The organism is Psychromicrobium silvestre, assembly GCF_013408295.1.
GTDB lineage: Bacteria > Actinomycetota > Actinomycetes > Actinomycetales > Micrococcaceae > Renibacterium > Renibacterium silvestre.
Window position 1 is genome coordinate 330,517 of the sequence record NZ_JACBYQ010000001.1, and the last position, 21,007, is coordinate 351,523.

The following is a 21,007-nucleotide window of genomic DNA, read 5'->3' on the forward strand; positions in this document are numbered from 1 at the left end:
TATGTTCACTGGAATCATCGCCGGGCGGGGTACCGTCCGAGAGCTGGAAAACACCACGGACGATGCCGCACGCCTGCTACTTGAGGTAGGAGAATTGGCGGACGACCTTGGCTTGGGTGGTTCGATTGCCGTGGACGGCGTATGCCTCACCGCGACATCTATTGACTCCGGGCTGCTCAGCGTGGATGTGATGGGGGAGACCCTGGTTCGCAGCACCATTGGCACACTCAAGGCCGGTGACTTGGTGAACCTGGAGCGCTGCGTGGCGGCCGGTGAGCGTTTCGACGGCCATGTGGTGCAAGGACATGTCGATGGGGTTGGCAAGCTGCTGGAACGCGAGGACTTGGGTGACTGGCAGCGACTGCGATTCAGTGTTCCCGAACCCTTAGCTCGTTACCTAGCGGAGAAGGGCTCTATCGCCGTGGACGGCGTTTCCTTGACCGTTACCGCAGTCAGCCCGGCGGATACTAGCGAAGAATCCGGTCACTGGTTTGAAGTGGGCCTGATTCCCACCACTCTGGAGCACACCGGGCTCGGAGCAAAGCAACTTGGCGCAGGGGTAAATCTGGAAGCCGATGTGCTGGCAAAGTACACCGAACGATTGCTCGCCTTCGGCGGGGCGTCCGCCGGGCCCGGGAGGCGGTAACGATGAGCCTACTGGACCCCATTGAGGCGGCCATTGAGGCTATTGCCGCGGGCCGAGCGGTGATTGTGGTTGATGATGAGGATCGTGAAAATGAAGGGGATATCATTTTCGCGGCTCAGCACAGCACTCCGGAGCTAATGGGCTGGACCATTCGGCACACTTCCGGAGTGGTCTGCATCCCGCTGACCGCCGAGCGTGCAGATGAGCTGGAACTGCCGCCGATGACCGCGCATAACGAGGACGCCAAGGGCACCGCCTACACGGTCAGCTGCGATGCCAGGGGAGTCACCAGCACCGGGATCAGCGCCAGCGACCGTTCGATCACCGCGCAGTACCTTGCCGATCCGGCCCGCACAGCGGAAAATTTCAGCCGACCTGGGCATATTTTCCCGCTCCGGGCGGTTGCAGGAGGAGTTAGGCAGCGTCCCGGACACACCGAGGCGGCTGTTGAACTGGCTCAACTGGCGGGCTGCTCGCCGGTGGGGGTGATTAGCGAGGTTGTCCGTGAGGACGGCGAAATGATGCGTCGGGATGAATTGAAAGCGTTCTCCGTGACGCACGGTTGCCCGATGATTTCGATTGCTGATCTGGTGAGCTACCTTGAAAGAAGAGAGCACGAGCAAGATTTGGAGGCAGCACGATGAGCACCCCAACACCTACTGACCCCGAGGTTGAGCTGACCGGCGGGCCGGTTGTGCAACTGCCTACCGTACATGGCATTTTCCAGGCTCAAGCTTGGCACGAAACAACGTCCGGAATCGAACATCTCTCTGTTCTGGTTCCGGTACCGGAGGGCAGCACCCCCTTGGTGCGGGTGCATTCCGAATGCCTCACCGGGGATGTCTTCGGCTCCTATCGCTGCGATTGCGGCGAGCAACTGGATTATGCACTGGCGCAGATCCAGCAGCATGGCGGAGCCGTGGTCTATTTGCGCGGGCAGGAGGGGCGCGGCATCGGCCTGTCCAATAAGCTCCGTGCCTATGCTCTGCAGGAAGCTGGAGCGGATACTGTGGAAGCCAATGAACAGTTGGGGTTGCCCGTCGATGCGCGCTCCTATGGGGCCGCCGCAGCGATCCTACAAGAACTGGGCTTCGACAAGATCACCCTATTGTCCAATAACCCGGTCAAGGCTGAGCGACTTCGTGCCCTGGGGATCGACGTGATTGGAACCCAACCAGCCGAAGTTCCGTCCCGGGCCGAGAACCTTCGATACCTGCAAACCAAGAGGGACAAAATGAATCATCAGCTCAATCTGGCCGAATCCGCACAGATTAATGGCCAACTATCGAATGGGCAGTTGGCATGAGCGGGGCTGGTGCTCCGGCCGCCGAAAAAATTGATGCCAGCGGCCTGAAGCTCGTGGTAATAGCCGCATCCTGGCATCAGCAGGTGATGGACGGCCTAGTAGACGGGGCGCTTCGCGCGGCCCGGGAGTCCGGCATCGCCGAGCCCAAGCTGGTCCGTGTGCCGGGCACCTTTGAGCTTTCGGTGGCCGCAGCCAGACTCGCCCCCGATTACGATGCGGTGGTGGCGCTCGGTGTGGTGATTCGCGGCGGTACGCCGCACTTCGACTACGTCTGTCAGGCCGCGACCCTTGGCCTGACCGAAGTGAGCGTCCGGACCGGGATTCCGGTCGGCTTCGGCGTGCTCACCTGCGATAACGAGCAACAAGCTATCGATCGGGCGGGTCTGCCCGGATCGGTAGAGGACAAGGGCTTTGAAGCCACCCACGCCGCGCTGCAAACAGCCTTGGTCTTAGAGGGCTAACAACCTCGCCGAGAGTGGAGATCTGCACGTTATATGACGTTCAGAAGATGCAGATCTCCACACCCGAAGCGGAGCTAGCGGCCAGAACCGATAGAGTATTGCTGTGAAATCTTTCGAAGACCTCTTCGCCGAACTGGGCGAAAAGGCAGTGCAACGCCCCGAAGGGTCCAAAACGGTCACCGAACTGGACTCCGGTGTGCACGGAATTGGTAAGAAGATCGTCGAAGAGGCCGCCGAGGTCTGGATGGCCGCCGAGTACCAGAGCGATCGTGAAACAGCCGAGGAGATCTCCCAGCTGCTGTACCACGTCCAGGTGCTGATGGTGGCCAAGGGACTCAGCCTGCAGGATGTTTACGAGCATCTCTAGCCACCGGCGCAAGCTGGTGGCTTGACGACACCCCTCACCCCAGCAATCTGAAAGACCTCCAATGCCAAACAAGCTCCGGGTAGCCGTTCCCAATAAAGGCTCCTTGTCCGAATCAGCCGCCGCCATGCTCTCCGAGGCCGGATACCGCCAGCGCCGCGACAGCCGCGAACTGGTGCTGGTTGACTCCGATAACGAGATCGAATTCTTTTACCTCCGCCCTCGCGATATTGCGGTCTATGTCGGGGCAGGCACGCTCGACGTCGGTATCACCGGCCGCGATCTGCTGCTGGACGCGGAAGTCGAGGCCGCCGAACTCTTAGAGCTCGGCTTCGCCGCTTCAACCTTCCGTTTTGCCGGGCCGGTGGGTGACTTCAGCTCCGCAAACGAACTTTCCGGTAAACGCCTGGCCACCAGCTACGACGGACTATTACGGCGATACCTGGGGGAGCGGGGCATCGATGCCAAGGTGGTTCGGCTGGACGGCGCGGTGGAATCCTCGGTCCGGTTGGGGGTGGCGGACGCCATCGCCGATGTGGTGGAGACCGGGAACACCCTGCGCGCCGCCGGAATGGAAATCTTCGGGGATCCGATTCTGCAATCCGAGGCTGTACTGATCGGTCGGGTGGGCGCGAACGGAGAAACCCCACAACCGGCCGGCCAGGAGGTGCTGATTCGACGGTTGCAGGGCGTTCTGGTGGCTCGGCAATACGCGCTGATGGACTACGACATCCGGGCTGAGTTGGTGGAAGCCGCTAGCAAGCTCACCCCTGGTCTGGAATCGCCCACCGTCTCGCCCTTGCAGGACTCTAATTGGGTTGCCGTGCGTTCCATGGTGCTCAAAAAGGACACCAACCGGGTGATGGATGAACTTTACGAACTCGGAGCCCGGGCCATTCTGGTCACTTCGATTCACGCCGCCCGGGTTTGAGCGAGAGGAACCCTGCAATGACCGTTGCCATTAGGGTGATTCCCTGCCTCGATGTTGATGCCGGACGCGTGGTCAAGGGCGTCAATTTCGCCGAGCTACGAGATGCCGGCGATCCGGTGGAACTGGCTCAGCGCTACGATGCTGCCGGCGCGGATGAGCTGACCTTTCTCGATGTCACCGCGAGTTCCGGTAACCGGGAAACCACTTTTGATGTGGTGGCTCGCACGGCCGAACAAGTCTTCATCCCACTCACCGTCGGTGGTGGCGTGCGGGAAGTAGCCGACGTCGACCGTTTGTTACGCTCCGGCGCAGACAAGGCGTCCATCAACACCGCGGCGGTGCAGCGGCCCGAAGTGATTAATGAGATCACCAGGCACTTCGGCTCTCAGGTATTAGTGCTTTCCGTCGATGCTCGGCGAGCCGGTGGAACTCCCTCGGGTTTTGAGGTCACCACACACGGCGGTCGCCGGGGTACCGGGATCGACGCCGTGGCCTGGGCTAGGGAAGCGGCGGACCGTGGGGTGGGGGAGATCCTACTCAACTCCATCGATGCCGATGGCACCAAAGAGGGCTTCGATTTGGAGCTGATTCGTGCTGTCCGGGCGGCGGTCAAAGTGCCGATTATCGCCTCCGGCGGGGCGGGCGCTCCCGAACACTTCCCACCGGCCGTGCAGGCCGGAGCAGATGCCGTACTGGCCGCCTCGGTCTTCCACTTTGGTCCGGTGGATGCCATCGCCCAGGTCAAGGCGGCAATCCGAGCGGCCGGATTCCCGGTCCGTTAGCGGTTGCGGAGCGCGAAGGCCCTGCTTGGGTTGCCGACCGAGATTTTCTGCCAGGCTTCGGTGCCTAGCAATCGGGCGATTCGCTGACCGGTGACGCTTAGCAGCGCGGGCATTCCGGGCCCGGAGGTTACCGAGCGGGCTGCCGCCGTCGTGGTGTCTCCACCGAGTAGCAATTGCGGTAGGTGCCCTGCGCTAGCGAGTTCCTCCAGCACCGAGAATAGCCGCCAATCAGTGGCGTGATTCGTCCGGGACGGTCCATCGAAGCAAAGCCAGGCGCCGCTTTGTGCCAGCTCCGTCAGATATCCCGAATCTGGGTTCCGGCCCAAGTGCCCCAGTACGATGCCCTCGGCGGGCACTCCGAGCTGGGCCAGTTCGGCGAGCACCAGTTGGCCCGCGGTGCCGAGTTCCAGATGCACCGCAATGGGCGCCCCGGTGGCTAGCTGGGCATGGGCCGCCGCGTGCAGCGAGAGCCTTTCAAAGTCATCCAGGTGATGGAAGCCGGTGCCGATCTTGATCAGCCCGCACGGTAGGGATTTTGCCTTTAGATCCGCCAGGAAACGAGCGGTAAGTGCATCCTCTGTCTGATAGCGGGCATCCTCCGGATAGTGGACTGCTCGATGCCGTCCGGTGGCGCTGAGGATGTGCACTCCGGTGCGCCGGGAGAGCCTGGCCAGAGCGGTCCGACGGCGGCCCAGCCCGGCGGGCGTCCACTGCACCACGCTCTGGCCACCGGCAGCGGTAAAAGCAGCCAGCTCCTGTTCGCCGAGCAGTTCGTCGTCTAGTTCCTGCTGCGGCAATAGCGGTGAGGCGAAGAAGACGTGATCGTGGGAGTTCGCCAGCCCGAGTCGGCTGCTAGGAAGGTCACCCAAGATGGTCCGGGCCGTAGGCTCCTTGACGTCACTCATCCGGGCTTGAGGAGGCTGGCTTAGAGTCCGACTTCGGCGGTCTGTAGCAACGCGACGGCATCGGGCTGGCCTTCGAAGGTGACCAGAGCATGCTCGGTTCGGCCGAAGGCGTGCATCAGCAATTCTCCGGGGGCACCAACAATGGCCACCGAAACGGGCGCCCGTTTGGCCACATGTCGAGGGCCATCCGGCTGCACCAAGACGATCCCCAGATCTACACTGCGATACAACAGTGCGGCCCGCTTGATCAGTTCATCCCAAAGCGCCTCGGAATACTCTTCATCAAGAGCCCGCGGTGCCCAACGATCGGAAGCTCGGCGGATGTCTTCGGTGTGCACAAAGTATTCGATCAAATTGGCGCTTTCGTCCACCGCTTTGATCCGCATTGGTGAGAGCGCAGGCGGCCCGGCTCGGAACTGCTCGACCAATTTCGCATAGGACTCAGGAGTCGAGGATTTGGCCGCCAATTTGCGCGTGGTGGTATCAGAAGCGCGGGCAAAAGCACGCAGAACTAGTCCCAGTCCAACGCCCGCATTACGCTCCCGCAAGTACAGGTGAGCGGCCAATTCCTGGGTCCGCCAACCGGCGCATAGAGTATCCGCACCTGGGCCGGCTGCGAGCAGCGTTTCGGCCAGGACTTCACGGGACGGATCTACAAAATGCATCCCTTCGAAATTAGCATGATCCGGGCTGGAAAGAGCGATTCGAACCGCCGAAAGTCTTCGCCGATCCTTCCAGTTCCCCTCGATCAGTGGCAGGCCATAGACTTGTTTGGATGCCTGCACAAAACACCCCGGAAAATGAGCTGCCCGCCGAGATTGCCGAGCGGCTTAAGCGTGATGCCGCCGGATTGGTTGCCGCAATCGTGCAACAGCATGACAGCAAAGAAGTTCTGATGCTCGGTTGGATGGATGATGAGGCCTTACGCCGCACCCTCAGCACCGGTCGAGTGACCTTTTTCTCCCGCTCTCGGCAGGAGTATTGGCGTAAGGGTGATACCTCCGGGAACATCCAGTTAGTCAAGTCGGTGGCCCTCGACTGCGACGGCGATGCGCTACTGGTGAGCGTTGAGCAGCACGGCCCGGCCTGCCATACCGGCACCCACAGTTGTTTTGACGGTCGCGAGCTGCCCGCCGTCGTCCTGGGCCCCTGAAGCTTGGGCCCCTGAAGCTAACGAAGGTAAGTCAATGACCGAACAGCACACCGTCCTCGACGGGCAGATCAGCCCTGACCTAGAGGAGTTCCGTAGGCTCGCGGTGGGTCATCGGGTGATTCCGGTGACCTTGCGGGTGATGGCGGATTCCTACACCCCGATAGGGCTCTACCGGGCATTGGCCGACGGGGCACCGGGAACCTTCCTGATGGAATCAGCCGCTCCCGGCGGGGTCTGGTCCCAGCATTCCTTTATTGGCGTCCGCTCGCTGGCCACCCTGACCAGCAAAGACGGCGAGGCGCATTGGATCGGAGAACCACCAGCAGGGGTCCCGGAGTCCGGAAACCCAGTAGAGGCGCTGGCCCGCACCGTCGAGCTCCTACAAACGGAACGGTTGGCTGGATTGCCGCCATTCAGCTCGGGCATGGTTGGCTTCCTCGGCTGGGAGTCTGTACGGCATTGGGAAAAACTCCCTTCCCCTCCGGAGGATGATCTCAAGCTGCCCGAGCTCGCAATGAACCTGGTGAGCGATATGGCGGTTCACGACAACACCGACGGCAGCGTGTTGTTGATCGCCAATGCGATTAACTTTGACGGCAGCGATGAACGGGTCGATGAGGCTTGGCAAGATGCCGTGCACCGGATCCAGTCCATGCTGACTGCGATGGGTGCCCCGCACCAGCCGGTAGTTAACCCGGTGCCACAAGAGTCCGACGGCGACCGGAACGGCGACTATCGCGCGGCGGTCCGGGAACGCTGGGATGAGGCGGAATACCTGGCCGCGATCAAACTGGGCAAAGAGGCGATTGTCGACGGCGAGGTGTTCCAGGTGGTGGTCTCGCGTCGTTTTGAAATGGATAACGCAGCCCAACCACTGGATGTCTACCGGGTACTGCGCGCTTCCAACCCCAGCCCCTATATGTACCTGTACAGCTTTATTGACAGCGAGGGGCAGGAGTACGCGATTGTCGGCTCCTCGCCGGAAGCCCTGGTCACCGTGACCGGGGACGAGGTGATCACTCATCCGATTGCGGGTTCCCGGCCACGCGGCAAAACGGTGGAAGCCGATCAGGCGCTTGCCGAGGATTTGCTCGCCGATCAGAAGGAGCGGGCCGAGCATCTGATGCTGGTCGATCTGGCGCGCAACGACATCTCCAAGGTTTGCGTCCCCGGCAGCGTGGACGTCACTCAGTTCATGGAAGTCGAACGGTTCAGCCACATCATGCACTTGGTCTCCACCGTGGTGGGGACCCTTGCTCCCGGCAAGAGCGCCTACGACACACTGGCCGCCACCTTCCCGGCCGGCACGCTCTCCGGGGCGCCTAAACCACGAGCGATGCGCTTGCTGGATGAACTTGAACCGCACCGGCGCGGGCTCTACGGCGGTGTGGTGGGTTATCTGGACTTCGCCGGAAATATGGACGCCGCGATCACCATCCGAACGGCTCTGCTCCGCGACGGCATCGCCTATGTCCAGGCCGGTGGTGGCATTGTGGCAGATTCCCAAGAGGAAGCCGAAGCCGCGGAGACCGTCAATAAGGCAGCGGCCCCGCTGCGAGCCGTGCACCTGGCACAGCAACTGAGCGAGACCGGCAAAAGCGATGTCTGAGAACACCCGCACCCCCTGGTACCGTAAAAAGAACGTACTGATCCTGCTGGTCCTGCTGTTCGCCATCATTGTCTTTGGCAGCACCACCCAGACGTGGCTACAGGTTCAGGCCGATCAAGGTGTCGTCAAGGCAGCCGATATGGCCGTCCAGGGCTCTAAAGCTGCTACCGCTGTCACCGCCTTTTCGGTGGTTGCCATCGCCGGAGCACTGGCCGCTTCGATCTCCGGCCGGGTGATCCGGATTGCGGCAGGCTGCGTTTTGCTACTCGCCTCCATTGGCATTGCCGTTGCGGTGCTGACCGTGCTGGCCAATCCGCAAGCCGCAGCCTCGGGCCCTGTCGGCGCTCAGATCGGCGTCACCGGAATCCCTTTGCAGGTCACGCTTAGCCCAATTATCTGGCTATCCTTGGGCGCAGATGTGTTGCTTTTCCTAGGTGCTGTTGCGGTGTTGCTCTTTGGCAGAGCTTGGACCGGGACGAAGAAGTATGAGAACAGCACCGCAGGCGGAGCCAAGGTGAGTGATGAGCCGGTGGACGACATCGACAGTTGGGACCGTCTCAGCCGGGGCGATGACCCAACATCTGGCACAATAGAAGACGATTCAGCATCGCACAGCAATCAGGAGAACCCATGAGCTCGAAGACGACCGTCACCGAAGCCACCGCCAGCCAAAAGCAGACGCCGCAGCCGTCGGAAGGTCACGGCAATAGCCCAGCTGCTTGGAGCTGCGTTTTCACCATGCTGGCCGGTGCCTTGCTGTCCTCCATCGCTTTCGTGCTCGCCAATACCCCGCTGTTCATCGCTGGCGTGGTCGTAATGGTGATCGGACTCATTGTCGGCTGGGCGATGCGTGCCGCCGGTTACGGCGTCGGCGGTTCCAAGGTCAAGAACTCAGGCCACTGAGTGGCTGAATCATTGCATACCGGAACAGTTCTCGATGAGATTATCGAGGGGGTCAAGGAAGACCTCTCGCTGCGCATCGAGCGGCTTCCGCTCGCGGAACTGAAAGAGCTGGTCCTCCGGCAGGCACCGGCGCTTGATGGCTACGCTGCGCTGAAGCAACCAGGACTTTCGGTGATCGCCGAGGTGAAACGGCGCAGTCCCTCCAAGGGGGAGTTGGCACAGATTACCGACCCCGCTGCTTTGGCTAGCTCCTACGCCTCCGGTGGCGCCGCCGTCGTGAGCGTTCTCACCGAGCAGCGTCGCTTCTCCGGTTCGCTGACTGATCTGGATGCCGTGCGGGCCGCCGTGAACATTCCGGTGTTGCGGAAAGATTTCACCGTTGATGCTTACCAAATCTGGGAAGCCCGGGCCCATGGTGCGGACCTGGTGCTGCTGATTGTGGCAGCCCTCAGCGACGCTGAACTTGCCGATTTCCTGGCCCTCACCGAGCAGCTCGGCATGAACGCGTTGGTCGAGACGCACACCGAGGAAGAGCTGCAACGCGCGCTGTCGCTCGGCGCGAAAATCATCGGTGTCAATGTGCGCAATCTGAAAACGCTCGAGGTGGACCGCGAGGTCTTCGCTTCGCTGGCGGGACTACTGCCTGCCGGTTCGGTGCTAGTGGCAGAATCCGGAGTCCGCAACGCCGAGGACGTGGCGCATTACGCCTCTCACGGTGCCACCGCGGTGCTGGTGGGCGAAGCGCTAGTCAGCGATTCCACCCCGGCCCAGAGAATCACCGAGTTCCGCGCCGCAGCAACGCACGCCAACTGACAGACAATCGAAGGATCCCTCATGGTCGGCAAGCCGAATCAGCCCACCCTCAAGCATGCCGCAGGCCCGTACTTCGGGGACTTCGGCGGCCGCTGGATGCCCGAATCCCTGATCGCCGCGCTGGATCAATTGGAAGATACCTTTGAAAAGGCCAAGGCTGATCCGGACTTCTTGGCGGAAATTGCCCGGCTGAACAGGGACTATTCCGGTAGGCCATCCTTGCTGACCGAGGCGAAACGGTTCTCCGCGCATGCCGGCGGCGTCCGGGTTTTCCTCAAGCGCGAGGACTTGAACCATACCGGTTCACACAAGATCAATAATGTGCTGGGGCAGGCGCTGCTCGCTCAGCGGATGGGTAAGACCCGGATCATCGCGGAGACCGGCGCGGGTCAGCACGGTGTGGCCAGCGCCACCGCGGCCGCACTGCTCGGCCTGGAATGCGTGGTCTACATGGGAGCGGAGGACTGCCGCAGGCAGGCGCTCAACGTAGCCCGGATGCAGCTATTAGGTGCCACCGTAATCCCTGTAACGAACGGCTCACAGACCCTCAAGGACGCCATTAACGAAGCCTTACGGGACTGGGTGGCCAATGTGGACACCACCCACTACCTGCTCGGCACAGCGGCCGGGGCGCACCCCTTCCCGGCCATGGTGCGCTTCTTCCATGAGGTGATTGGCGAGGAGGCTCGGGAGCAGATCTTGACCCAGACCGGCCGCTTGCCGGATGCGGTCTGTGCCTGCATTGGCGGTGGCTCGAACGCCATTGGCATCTTCCACGGCTTTCTCGATGATGCCTCGGTCAAGATTTATGGCTTCGAGGCCGGGGGCGACGGCGTGGAAACCGGCCGTCATGCAGCCACCATTACGCTTGGCAGGCCCGGTGTGCTGCACGGTGCCCGCTCTTATTTGATGCAGGACGAAGATGGGCAGACCATCGAATCACACTCCATTTCGGCGGGGCTGGACTATCCCGGCGTTGGACCGGAACACTCCTATTTGGCCGATATCGGACGGGTGAGCTACGAGCCGGTCACCGATACCGAGGCGATGGATGCCTTCGCTGTGCTTTGCCGCACCGAGGGTATTATTCCGGCCATTGAGTCTGCCCATGCGCTGGCCGGAGCCATCCGGATTGGCAAGCGGCTCGCCGAAGGGGTCGAGGATCCCAGCGAATTGATTGTCTTAGTCAACCTTTCCGGTCGTGGCGATAAGGACGTCGGAACGGCCGCGGAATGGTTCAAACTCGGAAAGCTCGACCTGGGCGAACCGGCAAGCGACCGGCACCCAACGCCGGCAAAGAGCGAGTCCGCAACGGAGGAATCGAAATGAGCCCACAAGCTCCCGCTAGCAAGGCTGCAGCGGCGATTGATCGGGCACATGCGGCAGGTCGGGCTGCCCTGATCGGCTATCTTCCGGCCGGTTACCCCGATCTGCAAGCCACCATTGACGCCGGTATTGCGATGGCGCGCAACGGTGCCGATCTGATTGAAATTGGCATTCCCTACTCGGATCCGGTGATGGACGGTCCGGTGATTCAGGCCGCCACCACGGAAGCCCTGGCCGAGGGGTTCAAGGTCTCTAGCGTCTTTGACGTGGTGGCCGCGATCACCGAACAGACCGATGCCGCCGTTTTGGTGATGACCTATTGGAACCCGGTGCTGCAAATGGGAGTGCGGGAATTCTCTCGACGACTCGCAGCAGCCGGGGGAGCCGGGCTGATTACCCCGGACCTGATTCCCGATGAAGCCGGGGAATGGTTCGCAGCCTCCGATGAATTTGGGCTGGATCGAGTTTTCCTGGTGGCGCCTTCTTCCAGCCCGGAGCGGCTCACTCAAACCGTGGCTGCCAGCCGAGGCTTTGTTTACGCGGTCTCCATTATGGGCGTTACCGGAGCGCGTCAGCAGGTTTCCTCAAGCGCCGAACGGCTTGTAGCGGCGACCCGGCAGGCGGGAGCCGAGCGGGTCTGCGTTGGACTGGGCGTCAGCAACTCCGGACATGTCCGAGAGATCGGAGCCTACGCCGATGGTGTGATTGTCGGTACCGCACTCGTGGCGGCTCTGCGCGACGGCGGTGTGCCAGGCGTGGCAGCACTGACGGAAGAACTGAGCACCGGTACCGCACTGCTTACGGCGGACAGCGAACAGCACCAGGAAGGGCGCTAACGTGCACACCCTACAGGCGGTCGGCGTCATGCCGGCCAGCATCCCAAGCCCAAGTTGGTCCGGTTTTTCGATTCCGCTGCCTTGGGGTTCATTGACCATTCATGCCTACGCACTGGCGATCCTCTTGGGCATCATTGCCGCGCTCTGGCTGACCAGTGTCCGTTGGAAGCGCCGTAATCCGCCGGCTGGTTCGCTCTGGGATATCGCTATCTGGGCAATTCCTTTCGGCATTATTGGCGGTCGGCTCTACCACGTCTTTAGCTCCCCGGACGCCTATTTTGGCCCCGGTTACAGCGGTGGCGGCGATCCCTGGCGGATTCTACGGATCTGGGAAGGCGGCCTGGGGATCTGGGGTGCAGTGGTGCTCGGCGTGGTGGGTGCCTGGATTGGTTGCCGCCGTGCTGGAGTCAAGCTGACCGCGCTGATTGATGCGGCCGCTCCCGGGCTGCTCCTGGCACAGGCTATTGGCCGTTGGGGTAACTACTTTAACCAGGAGCTCTTCGGCGGCCCCACCACGCTGCCTTGGGGTTTACAAGTTGATCCCAATAACCCGAATTTCCCGGCTGGCTATGCTGCGGACACGCTGTTTCACCCGACCTTCCTCTACGAGTCCCTCTGGAACCTGATCGGGGTGGCGATTCTCTTGCTGCTCGACCGGCGCTTCCACTTCCGCCGGGGACGCTTGTTCTGGCTCTACGCGATGTATTACACGCTGGGCCGGGTTTGGATCGAATCGCTACGCATTGATACTGCGGAACAGATCACCTTCTTTGGCATCACCACCCGCTTGAATGTCTGGACCTCGATCCTGGTTTTCGTGGCCTCGCTCATCATCTTCTTGGTGCTCAGCTTCGTCGGACGGAAGAACGATGCCACTGCCGGGGTAATGCTGCCCGGACGAGAAGTTCCGGGCGAGGAACTGGAATCCGGAGAAGAAGCGGCCGACGGCGACGAGTCCCTCGCTGCCGAGGCCTCGGAACCAGCAGCGGCGGCTTCGAAAACGGCCGAAGGCGATCTCAAAGTAGCCGAATCAAGCGTTGAGACCGAAGCAGCAGAAGTCCAGAATGTGGACTCCGAGTCTCAGAGTGTGACCCAGGTAACGGCGCATGATAATCTGCCGGGTAACCCTTCGGAGGCACAGACCAGTGCCGAATCCGAGGATGAGACGCAGGGCGGAAGTACCGAGAAACCCTGAGTCGCCAAGGCCCATCACGGCCAATGGTGAAAAGCACGTCATTGCGTTAGCTCTGCCTAGCGCGGGGCCAACGTTGTCCCCTTGCTACGGTTGTTCCAACCGTGAGCTAAGACAAGGGGAAGGACTCAGCTATGATGCATCATCGTTCCGCAGTGGCCAAGACTGCGGTCCACCCAACGGCCGTTAGGTCCCCCTTCGAGCGGTTCGCCGCACATCCCGAAGCGAGCGGACTTTATTCGCCTGAGGATGAGAAGGACGCCTGTGGCCTGGCCATTATCGCCACCCTGCGGGGCGAACCCGGCCATGACATCGTCGATGCTGCGTTGACCGCACTGCGTGCCCTAGAACACCGCGGCGCGGTGGGCGCCGACGAGGGGACCGGTGACGGCGCAGGCCTACTCACCCAGATTCCCGATGAGTTCTTCCGCGCCGTCACCGACTTTGAGTTGCCAGCCGCCGGAGGCTACGTCGTCGGTACTGCTTTCCTGCCCGTGCAAGATCAGGAAGCCAAGATCGCCATCGAAGGTTTGGAGGCATTGGCCCAGGAAGAAGGGCTAGCCGTGCTCGGCTGGCGCAAGGTTCCGGTGGTTGCCGATTTGGTGGGATCAATGGCGCGGGCTTCGATGCCGCGGTTCCTACAGCTTTTCCTGAGCCTGCCGGAAGGTACCACCACAAGCTCTCCGACCGAACTTGCGGTGGCTCTGGATTCCCGGGCTTACCGGGTCCGGAAGCGCGCACAGAACAAACTTGGGGTCTACTTTCCCTCCCTTTCCAGCCGGACCATCGTCTACAAGGGCATGCTCACCACCGCCCAACTGGAGCCCTTCTACCCGGATCTGTCCGATAGCCGCTTCAAGACCAAACTCGGCATCGTGCATTCGCGATTCTCCACCAATACCTTCCCCTCCTGGCCGCTGGCTCAGCCCTTCCGCACCATCGCGCACAACGGCGAGATCAATACGGTCAAGGGCAACCGGAACTGGATGCGCGCCCGGCAATCCACCCTGTCCAGCCCTTTGCTCGGGGATAGCCCGGAAGAGCTGTTCCCGATCTGCACCCCCGGTGCCTCAGACTCCGCCTCCTTTGACGAGATAGCCGAGCTACTCTGGCTTTCCGGTCGGCCGATCACTCAGGCAATTATGATGATGATCCCGGAAGCCTGGGAGAACCATGCCACGATGGACCCGGCGCGGCGAGCCTTCTACGAATATCACTCACTGCTGATGGAGCCCTGGGACGGGCCAGCTGCTGTCTCCTTTACGGACGGCACCCTGGTGGGTGCCACCCTGGATCGCAATGGCTTGCGCCCTGGACGGTACTGGATCACCGAGGACGGCCTGGTAGTTTTCGCCTCCGAGGTCGGCGTGATTGATATCGAACCCGCCAAAGTGGTCAAAAAGGGCAGGGTCTCGCCGGGAAAAATGTTCCTGGTGGACACCGACGCCGGCCGGATCGTCGGGGACGAGGAGATCAAGGCAGAACTGGCCGCCGCCGAGCCCTGGGCTGAATGGCTTGAGCACAATCTGATCAATCTGAAGGATCTACCCGAGCGAGAGCATGTGGTGCATACCTCTGCCTCGGTCAATCTGCGCCAGCGCACCTTCGGCTATACCCAGGAGGAGCTACGCATCCTGTTGGGCCCGATGGCCCGTACCGGAGCCGAACCGCTTGGCGCAATGGGATCGGACACCCCCATAGCCGTGCTCTCCAGCCGTGCCCGCTTACTCTTTGACTACTTCGTGCAGTCCTTCGCCCAGGTGACTAATCCACCGCTGGATGCGATCCGGGAGGAACTCGTCACCTCGCTGCGTACCTCGATTGGACCGAACGGGAACCTGCTGGCCACCAGCCAGGTCAAGCAGCCGCAAGTTTCACTCGATTTCCCGGTGATCAATAACGACGAATTGGCGAAGATCGCCAATATTGAATCGGCGGACGGCGACCGGCTTGCCATCAAGGTCCGAGGACTTTACCGGGTCGACGGCGGCGAAGCAGCTTTGCGTTCCAGGCTCACCGAGATCTGTGAGCAGGTTTCCGGTGCGGTCAATCGGGGAGTGCAGTACCTGGTGCTCTCCGACCGTGATTCGAATGCGCAGTGGGCTCCTATCCCTTCCTTGCTGCTGATCAGTGCCGTGCACCATCACTTGCTGCGGAGCGCCAATCGGACTAAAACTGCTTTAGTGGTGGAGGCTGGGGACGTCCGCGAGGTGCACCATGTTGCCCTGCTGATCGGTTATGGCGCGGCCGCGGTCAACCCGTATTTGGCCATGGAGAGCGTCGAGGAGCTGATCCGTAGTGGCGATATTCCCGGTGTCAGCCCCGAGCAGGGTGTCTACAACCTGATTAAGGGCTTGGGTAAGGGCGTGCTGAAGATCATGTCCAAAATGGGTATCTCCACGGTGGCCTCCTACTGTGGCGCCCAGACCTTCGAAGCGCTTGGTCTGGCTCAGGATCTGGTGGACGAGTTTTTTGCGGGTACCCGCAGCCAGTTGGGTGGCATCGGGCTGGACGTGATCGCTACCGAGGTGGCCGCCAGGCACGCAATGGCTTATCCGGCCGATGGTGTGGAACAGCCACACCGACCGTTGCTGGGCGGCGGCGAATACCAGTGGCGGCGGGAGGGAGAGCCGCATCTGTTCAACCCGGATACGGTTTTCCGGCTGCAACATGCCACCCGGGAACGTCGCTACGACATTTTCAAGAATTACACTCGCGCTGTCGACGATCAGTCGGAGAACCTAATGACGCTGCGCGGTCTGCTGCAGTTCAAGCAGGACGCACGGCCAAGCGTACCCATCGATGAGGTGGAACCGGTCTCCGAAATCGTCAAGAGATTCTCTACCGGTGCCATGAGCTACGGCTCGATCTCAAAGGAGGCGCACGAGACCCTCGCGATCGCGATGAACCAGCTAGGCGCCAAATCCAATACCGGTGAAGGCGGCGAAGATGTGGATCGGCTACTCGATCCGCGACGTCGGTCCGCGATCAAACAGGTGGCCTCGGGACGCTTCGGCGTGACCAGCCTTTACCTGACCAATGCCCAGGACATTCAGATCAAAATGGCTCAGGGCGCCAAGCCGGGCGAGGGCGGCCAGCTAATGGCGCAGAAGGTTTACCCCTGGATCGCCTCGACCAGGCATTCCACCCCGGGGGTCGGTTTGATCTCCCCGCCGCCGCACCACGATATCTACTCAATCGAAGACCTCGCTCAGCTCATCTACGACCTCAAGCGGGCCAATCCTTCGGCGCGAGTGCACGTCAAGCTGGTCTCCGAAGTCGGGATCGGCACGGTGGCGGCCGGAGTGACCAAGGCTAAAGCCGACGTCGTACTGGTTTCCGGGCATGACGGCGGCACCGGAGCCAGCCCACTCAACTCGCTCAAGCACGCGGGGGCACCCTGGGAACTTGGCCTGGCTGAAACCCAGCAGACGCTCATCCTGAATGGCTTGCGAGACCGGGTAGTGGTGCAGGTTGATGGGCAGCTCAAAACCGGCCGTGATGTGGTGGTGGCGGCGCTGCTCGGGGCCGAGGAATACGGCTTTGCGACCGCGCCCTTGGTGGTTTCCGGCTGCGTAATGATGCGGGTTTGCCATCTGGATACCTGCCCGGTGGGGGTTGCTACCCAGAATCCCGAGTTGCGGGCCAGGTTCTCCGGGAAGCCGGAATTCGTGGTGAACTTCTTCGAGTTTTTGGCGCAGGAGGTACGGGAGATCCTCGCCGAGCTGGGCTTCCGCAGTCTGGAAGAAGCGATTGGCCATGTGGAGACGCTCGATGCCCGTAAGGCCGTGGAACATTGGAAGAGCGAGGGGCTGAATCTGGCTCCTATGTTGCACAGCCAGGGCTTCGACGCGGAAGTTCCGCTGCGCAATCTGGTGCCACAGCACCACGAATTGGAGAAACACTTCGATCAGCAGCTGATTTCGATGGCCGCCGAGGCACTGGCGGATCGAAGCCCGGTGAAGATCAGCGTGAATGTGGTGAACACAGATCGCTCGGTGGGAACCCTGCTGGGCCACGAAGTGACGAAGAAATTCGGCATCGAGGTGCTCGGCACCGACACCATCGATATCACGCTGACCGGTCAGGCCGGCCAGTCTCTCGGTGCCTTCCTACCCGCTGGCATCACGCTGCGGCTCTTCGGTGATTCCAATGATTACGTGGGCAAGGGCCTCTCCGGAGGCCGGATTGCGGTCCGTCCCGAACGCAGCAATGTTTTCGTGGCTGAAGAGAACGTCATCGCCGGAAACGTGATTGGCTATGGCGCTACCAGCGGTGAAATGTTCTTCCGCGGCCAAGTGGGTGAGCGGTTCCTGGTACGCAATTCCGGAGCCGTCGCCGTGGCCGAAGGTATTGGCGATCACGGCTGTGAGTACATGACCGGAGGCCGGGCGCTCGTGTTGGGCCGGACCGGCCGAAACTTCGGGGCAGGAATGTCCGGCGGCGTGGCTTATGTGCTCGATTTGCGGCCCAGCAGGGTGAACCGACAAGCGGTGGATTCCGGCGAACTGCAATTGCTCAGCCTGGATCAGGACGATCAGGAGTTTGTCACCGGGTTGCTCCGAAAGCACCACGAGGAGACTGGCTCCACGCTGGCAACTCGGCTGCTGGACGATTTCGGTACCGATCCGCAGGCGGCCGCCGCGCGCTTCACCAAGGTGCTGCCACGAGATTACGCGGCGGTACTGAAGACCCGGCAAGAGGCTTCGAACGAGGGCCTGGATCCCGACGGTGATCAGGTCTGGCAACGCATTCTGGAGGTGACCGGTGGCTGATCCCAGGGGTTTTTTGAAAGTTCGCGAACGGCAGACGCAGCCACGTCGTCCCGTTCCGGTGCGGATCATGGACTGGAAAGAAGTCTATGAGGCGCAGGAAAAGGGCGTGCTTGCAGCCCAGGCCGGGCGCTGCATGGACTGCGGTGTGCCGTTCTGCCATCAGGGCTGCCCGCTGGGGAATCTGATTCCGGAGTGGAACGATCTGGTGCGGCGGGATAAGGGGGAGGAAGCCATTGAGCGGCTGCATGCCACCAATAACTTCCCCGAGTTCACCGGACGGCTCTGCCCGGCTCCCTGCGAGTCTTCCTGCGTGCTGGGGATCAATCAGCCAGCCGTGACGATCAAACAGGTCGAGGTTTCGATCATCGATGAAGCCTGGGGCAATGACTGGGTCAAGCCCTTGCCTCCGGCCCGACTCACCGGCCGTACCGTCGCCGTCGTCGGCTCCGGACCGGCTGGCTTGGCCGCCGCCCAGCAGCTGACTCGGGTTGGTCACACGGTGGCCGTCTACGAGCGGGACGATCGAATTGGCGGTTTGCTGCGCTACGGCATCCCGGACTTCAAAATGGAGAAGGAACAGCTCGACCGCAGGCTGGAGCAGATGCGGGCCGAGGGCACCCGGTTCCGAGCCGGGGTGGAGGTTGGCCGAGATGTCTCTTGGGAGCAGTTGCGCCGCCGCTACGACACCGTGGTAGTTGCCACTGGTGCTACCGTGCCACGCGACCTGCCAATTCCCGGACGTGAGCTTTCCGGCGTGCACTTTGCCATGGACTATCTGGTGCAGGCCAACCGAGTGGTGGCCGGGGATAGCGTCGAGGAGCAGATCGACGCCCGTGGCAAGCATGTAGTGATCCTGGGCGGCGGCGACACCGGTGCGGATTGCCTGGGTACCGCACATCGCCAGCAGGCCGCTTCGGTGACCACGCTAGCGATCGGTCAGCAGCCGCCGTCGGAACGCCCCGGGCACCAGCCCTGGCCGATGTTCCCGACCCTCTTCGAGGTGGCTAGCGCCCACGAGGAAGGTGGCGAGCGGACCTATCTTGCCTCCACCGTGGAGTTTGTCGGCAAGGACGGGGTACTGACCGGGCTGAAGATCGCCGAGACCGAATACGTCGACGGTAAGCGCCTGCCCAAGGCCGGTACCGAGCGTGAGATTCCGGCCGATCTGGTGTTCCTTTCGCTGGGCTTCACCGGTCCCGAGGCAGCCTCGATCAACGAGCAATTGGACGCCGAGGTGGCAGGCAATGGCAACCTGGTCCGGGATGGCTACTACATGACCAATACCGACGGCGTTTTCGTCGCAGGGGACGCCGGTCGCGGCCAGTCGCTCATCGTCTGGGCGATTGCCGAGGGCAGGGCTTGTGCTGCGGCGGTGGATAAGTACCTCAGTGGTGCCACCACGCTGCCCGCTCCGGTGGCGCCGAGCGATGTTTCCATCGCCCCGCTGTAGCGCAAGATTCACCCAAGATTCATTGAAAGAACGACTAAAGAAATACGAGCATTCTTGGCTCAGACTAGGGTAGGTATATGAGACGCGCAAAAATCGTTGCAACATTCGGACCGGCCATTTCCGGCTTTGAGCAGACCCTAGCGGTGCTTGAGGCTGGAGTGGACGTGGCCCGGATGAATATGAGCCACGGAGACTATACCGTTCACAATGGCACCTACGAGAATGTGCGCAAGGCTGCTGCACAGCTCGGCAAACCGGTGGCCATTATGGCCGATCTGCAAGGCCCCAAAATTCGACTGGGTCGTTTTGTGGATGGTCCTCACGCGCTGGCCCCAGGAGATGTTTTCACCATCACCACGGAAGATGTTCCGGGCACCAAGGAGATCTGCTCCACAACGCTCAAGAGCCTCACCGAGGATGTTAAGGTGGGGGACTCACTGCTGATCGATGACGGTAAGGTGTCGCTGCGAGCCACTGCCGTGGATGCCGTCAAGGTGGTCACCGAGGTAGTTGTTGGTGGCATGGTCTCCAACAACAAGGGCATTAACTTGCCAGGCGTCGCCGTCAACGTTCCCGCGCTCAGCGAGAAGGATGAAGCCGATTTGCGCTGGGCGATGGGTCGCGGTGTCGATCTAGTGGCGCTCTCCTTCGTTCGGGACGCTATCGATATTGTCCGGGTGCACGAGATCATGGATGAGGAAGGTCGCCGAGTTCCGGTGATCGCCAAGATCGAAAAGCCGCAGGCAGTAGAGAACCTGTCCGCCATTATCGATGCCTTTGACGCCATTATGGTGGCTCGTGGCGATTTGGGTGTTGAGCTCCCACTGGAGGAAGTGCCGATTGTGCAGAAGCGCGCCATCGAGCTGGCCCGTCGCTGGGCCAAACCGGTGATCGTGGCCACGCAGGTGCTGGAATCCATGATTGAGAACCCGCGGCCGACCCGTGCGGAAGCCTCCGACTGTGCCAATGCGGTGCTCGACGGCGCAGATGCGGTAATGCTCTCCGGCGAGACCAGCGTGGGTAAGTACCCGATTGAGACGGTCAAGACCATGGCCCGGATCATCGAATCCACCGAGGAGCACGGCCTGGAGCGGGTTCCCGCCCTAGGTACCGATCCCAAGACCCGCGGCGGCGCTATTACCCGTGCGGCCGTAGTGATTGCCGATCAGCTCAACGCCAAATACGTTTGCGCTTTTACGCAGTCGGGTGACTCGGCGCGGCGGCTTTCCCGGCTCCGTCCGATCAAGCCGATCGTAGCTTTCACCCCGGACGAGCGGGTCTGGAATCAGTTGTCCCTGGTCTGGGGCATCCGGCCGATTATGGTTCCGATGGTGCACCACACCGACGAGATGACCGAGCAGGTGGATAACACCCTGCTGGAAAAGGGTCTGGTCGAATTGGACGATCTGGTGGTCATCGCTGCCGGTTCGCCTCCAGGACAGGCAGGCTCCACGAACTCACTCAAGGTACACAAGGTGGGGGACTTGGCGGACTTCTCCGCGAGTGGCCGCAGCAACCGGGAAAAGGTTGGCCCCTGGCCCACCGCTAACTAACG

20 protein-coding genes are annotated in these 21,007 nt (G+C 61.6%); 18 read left to right on the top strand and 2 right to left on the bottom strand.

The window, feature by feature from the left end; translation table 11 throughout:
• The first annotated feature begins 1 nt into the window (after nucleotide 1).
• From FHU41_RS01595 to hisF, 7 genes are all read left to right on the top strand, one after another.
• Nucleotides 2–646, top strand: coding sequence for a riboflavin synthase (locus FHU41_RS01595; protein WP_179387910.1), 645 nt, complete (start codon nucleotides 2–4; stop codon nucleotides 644–646).
• A 2-nt stretch (nucleotides 647–648) separates the two neighbouring features.
• Nucleotides 649–1,290, top strand: a complete 642-nt coding sequence (gene ribB / locus FHU41_RS01600; RefSeq protein WP_179387911.1) for a 3,4-dihydroxy-2-butanone-4-phosphate synthase — start codon at nucleotides 649–651, stop codon at nucleotides 1,288–1,290.
• On the top strand, nucleotides 1,287–1,952 hold the full coding sequence (locus FHU41_RS01605; protein ID WP_179387912.1) for a GTP cyclohydrolase II: 666 nt from the start codon (nucleotides 1,287–1,289) through the stop codon (nucleotides 1,950–1,952). The genes ribB and FHU41_RS01605 overlap by 4 nt, the downstream gene beginning before the upstream one ends.
• Nucleotides 1,949–2,413 (top strand): 6,7-dimethyl-8-ribityllumazine synthase, encoded by a 465-nt coding sequence (gene ribH, locus FHU41_RS01610; RefSeq protein WP_179387913.1) that lies wholly within the window; start codon nucleotides 1,949–1,951, stop codon nucleotides 2,411–2,413. Before FHU41_RS01605 ends, ribH begins: the two co-directional genes overlap by 4 nt.
• Nucleotides 2,414–2,516: 103 nt before the next feature.
• The gene (locus FHU41_RS01615) at nucleotides 2,517–2,780 is read left to right on the top strand and encodes a phosphoribosyl-ATP diphosphatase (RefSeq protein ID WP_179387914.1); all 264 of its coding nucleotides are present in this window, start codon (nucleotides 2,517–2,519) and stop codon (nucleotides 2,778–2,780) included.
• 61 nt (nucleotides 2,781–2,841) lie between these two features.
• Nucleotides 2,842–3,708, top strand: a complete 867-nt coding sequence (gene hisG / locus FHU41_RS01620) for an ATP phosphoribosyltransferase (protein WP_179387915.1) — start codon at nucleotides 2,842–2,844, stop codon at nucleotides 3,706–3,708.
• Between the two features lie 17 nt (nucleotides 3,709–3,725).
• Nucleotides 3,726–4,490, top strand: coding sequence for an imidazole glycerol phosphate synthase subunit HisF (gene hisF / locus FHU41_RS01625; RefSeq protein WP_179387916.1), 765 nt, complete (start codon nucleotides 3,726–3,728; stop codon nucleotides 4,488–4,490).
• Here hisF and FHU41_RS01630 read toward each other — a convergent pair.
• Nucleotides 4,487–5,395: a phosphotriesterase family protein gene (locus tag FHU41_RS01630; protein WP_179387917.1), complete on the bottom strand. Its 909-nt coding sequence runs from the start codon at nucleotides 5,393–5,395 to the stop codon at nucleotides 4,487–4,489. The two genes, hisF and FHU41_RS01630, sit on opposite strands and share 4 nt — an antisense overlap.
• Before the next feature lie 20 nt (nucleotides 5,396–5,415).
• Nucleotides 5,416–6,060, bottom strand: coding sequence for a TIGR03085 family metal-binding protein (locus FHU41_RS01635; protein WP_179387918.1), 645 nt, complete (start codon nucleotides 6,058–6,060; stop codon nucleotides 5,416–5,418).
• Between the two features lie 110 nt (nucleotides 6,061–6,170).
• On the opposite strand from FHU41_RS01635, the gene hisI reads away from it, so the two are divergent.
• The 11 genes from hisI (at nucleotide 6,171) to pyk (ending at nucleotide 21,005) form a co-directional block, all read left to right on the top strand.
• A complete protein-coding gene (gene hisI, locus FHU41_RS01640; protein ID WP_179387919.1) occupies nucleotides 6,171–6,548 on the top strand; it encodes a phosphoribosyl-AMP cyclohydrolase in 378 nt (125 codons plus the stop codon).
• A gap of 34 nt (nucleotides 6,549–6,582) precedes the next feature.
• Nucleotides 6,583–8,157: an anthranilate synthase component I gene (locus tag FHU41_RS01645; RefSeq protein ID WP_179387920.1), complete on the top strand. Its 1,575-nt coding sequence runs from the start codon at nucleotides 6,583–6,585 to the stop codon at nucleotides 8,155–8,157.
• Nucleotides 8,150–8,791: a Trp biosynthesis-associated membrane protein gene (locus FHU41_RS01650; RefSeq protein WP_179387921.1), complete on the top strand. Its 642-nt coding sequence runs from the start codon at nucleotides 8,150–8,152 to the stop codon at nucleotides 8,789–8,791. The genes FHU41_RS01645 and FHU41_RS01650 overlap by 8 nt, the downstream gene beginning before the upstream one ends.
• A complete protein-coding gene (locus tag FHU41_RS01655) occupies nucleotides 8,788–9,060 on the top strand; it encodes an HGxxPAAW family protein (RefSeq protein ID WP_179387922.1) in 273 nt (90 codons plus the stop codon). Before FHU41_RS01650 ends, FHU41_RS01655 begins: the two co-directional genes overlap by 4 nt.
• Nucleotides 9,061–9,873, top strand: coding sequence for an indole-3-glycerol phosphate synthase TrpC (gene trpC / locus FHU41_RS01660; protein WP_343046216.1), 813 nt, complete (start codon nucleotides 9,061–9,063; stop codon nucleotides 9,871–9,873).
• 21 nt (nucleotides 9,874–9,894) lie between these two features.
• Complete coding sequence (gene trpB, locus FHU41_RS01665; protein WP_246279404.1) at nucleotides 9,895–11,202, top strand: tryptophan synthase subunit beta; 1,308 nt, start codon at nucleotides 9,895–9,897, stop codon at nucleotides 11,200–11,202.
• On the top strand, nucleotides 11,199–12,035 hold the full coding sequence (trpA, locus tag FHU41_RS01670) for a tryptophan synthase subunit alpha (RefSeq protein ID WP_179387923.1): 837 nt from the start codon (nucleotides 11,199–11,201) through the stop codon (nucleotides 12,033–12,035). The genes trpB and trpA overlap by 4 nt, the downstream gene beginning before the upstream one ends.
• Nucleotides 12,036–12,063: 28 nt before the next feature.
• Nucleotides 12,064–13,230: a prolipoprotein diacylglyceryl transferase gene (gene lgt / locus FHU41_RS01675; RefSeq protein ID WP_179389066.1), complete on the top strand. Its 1,167-nt coding sequence runs from the start codon at nucleotides 12,064–12,066 to the stop codon at nucleotides 13,228–13,230.
• A 131-nt stretch (nucleotides 13,231–13,361) separates the two neighbouring features.
• Entirely contained in the window at nucleotides 13,362–18,002 is a 4,641-nt protein-coding gene (gene gltB, locus FHU41_RS01680; protein ID WP_179387924.1) for a glutamate synthase large subunit, read from the top strand.
• On the top strand, nucleotides 17,995–19,452 hold the full coding sequence (locus tag FHU41_RS01685) for a glutamate synthase small subunit (protein WP_179387925.1): 1,458 nt from the start codon (nucleotides 17,995–17,997) through the stop codon (nucleotides 19,450–19,452). The genes gltB and FHU41_RS01685 overlap by 8 nt, the downstream gene beginning before the upstream one ends.
• 77 nt (nucleotides 19,453–19,529) lie before the next feature.
• Nucleotides 19,530–21,005, top strand: coding sequence for a pyruvate kinase (gene pyk / locus FHU41_RS01690; RefSeq protein WP_179387926.1), 1,476 nt, complete (start codon nucleotides 19,530–19,532; stop codon nucleotides 21,003–21,005).
• Nucleotides 21,006–21,007: the final 2 nt, after the last annotated feature.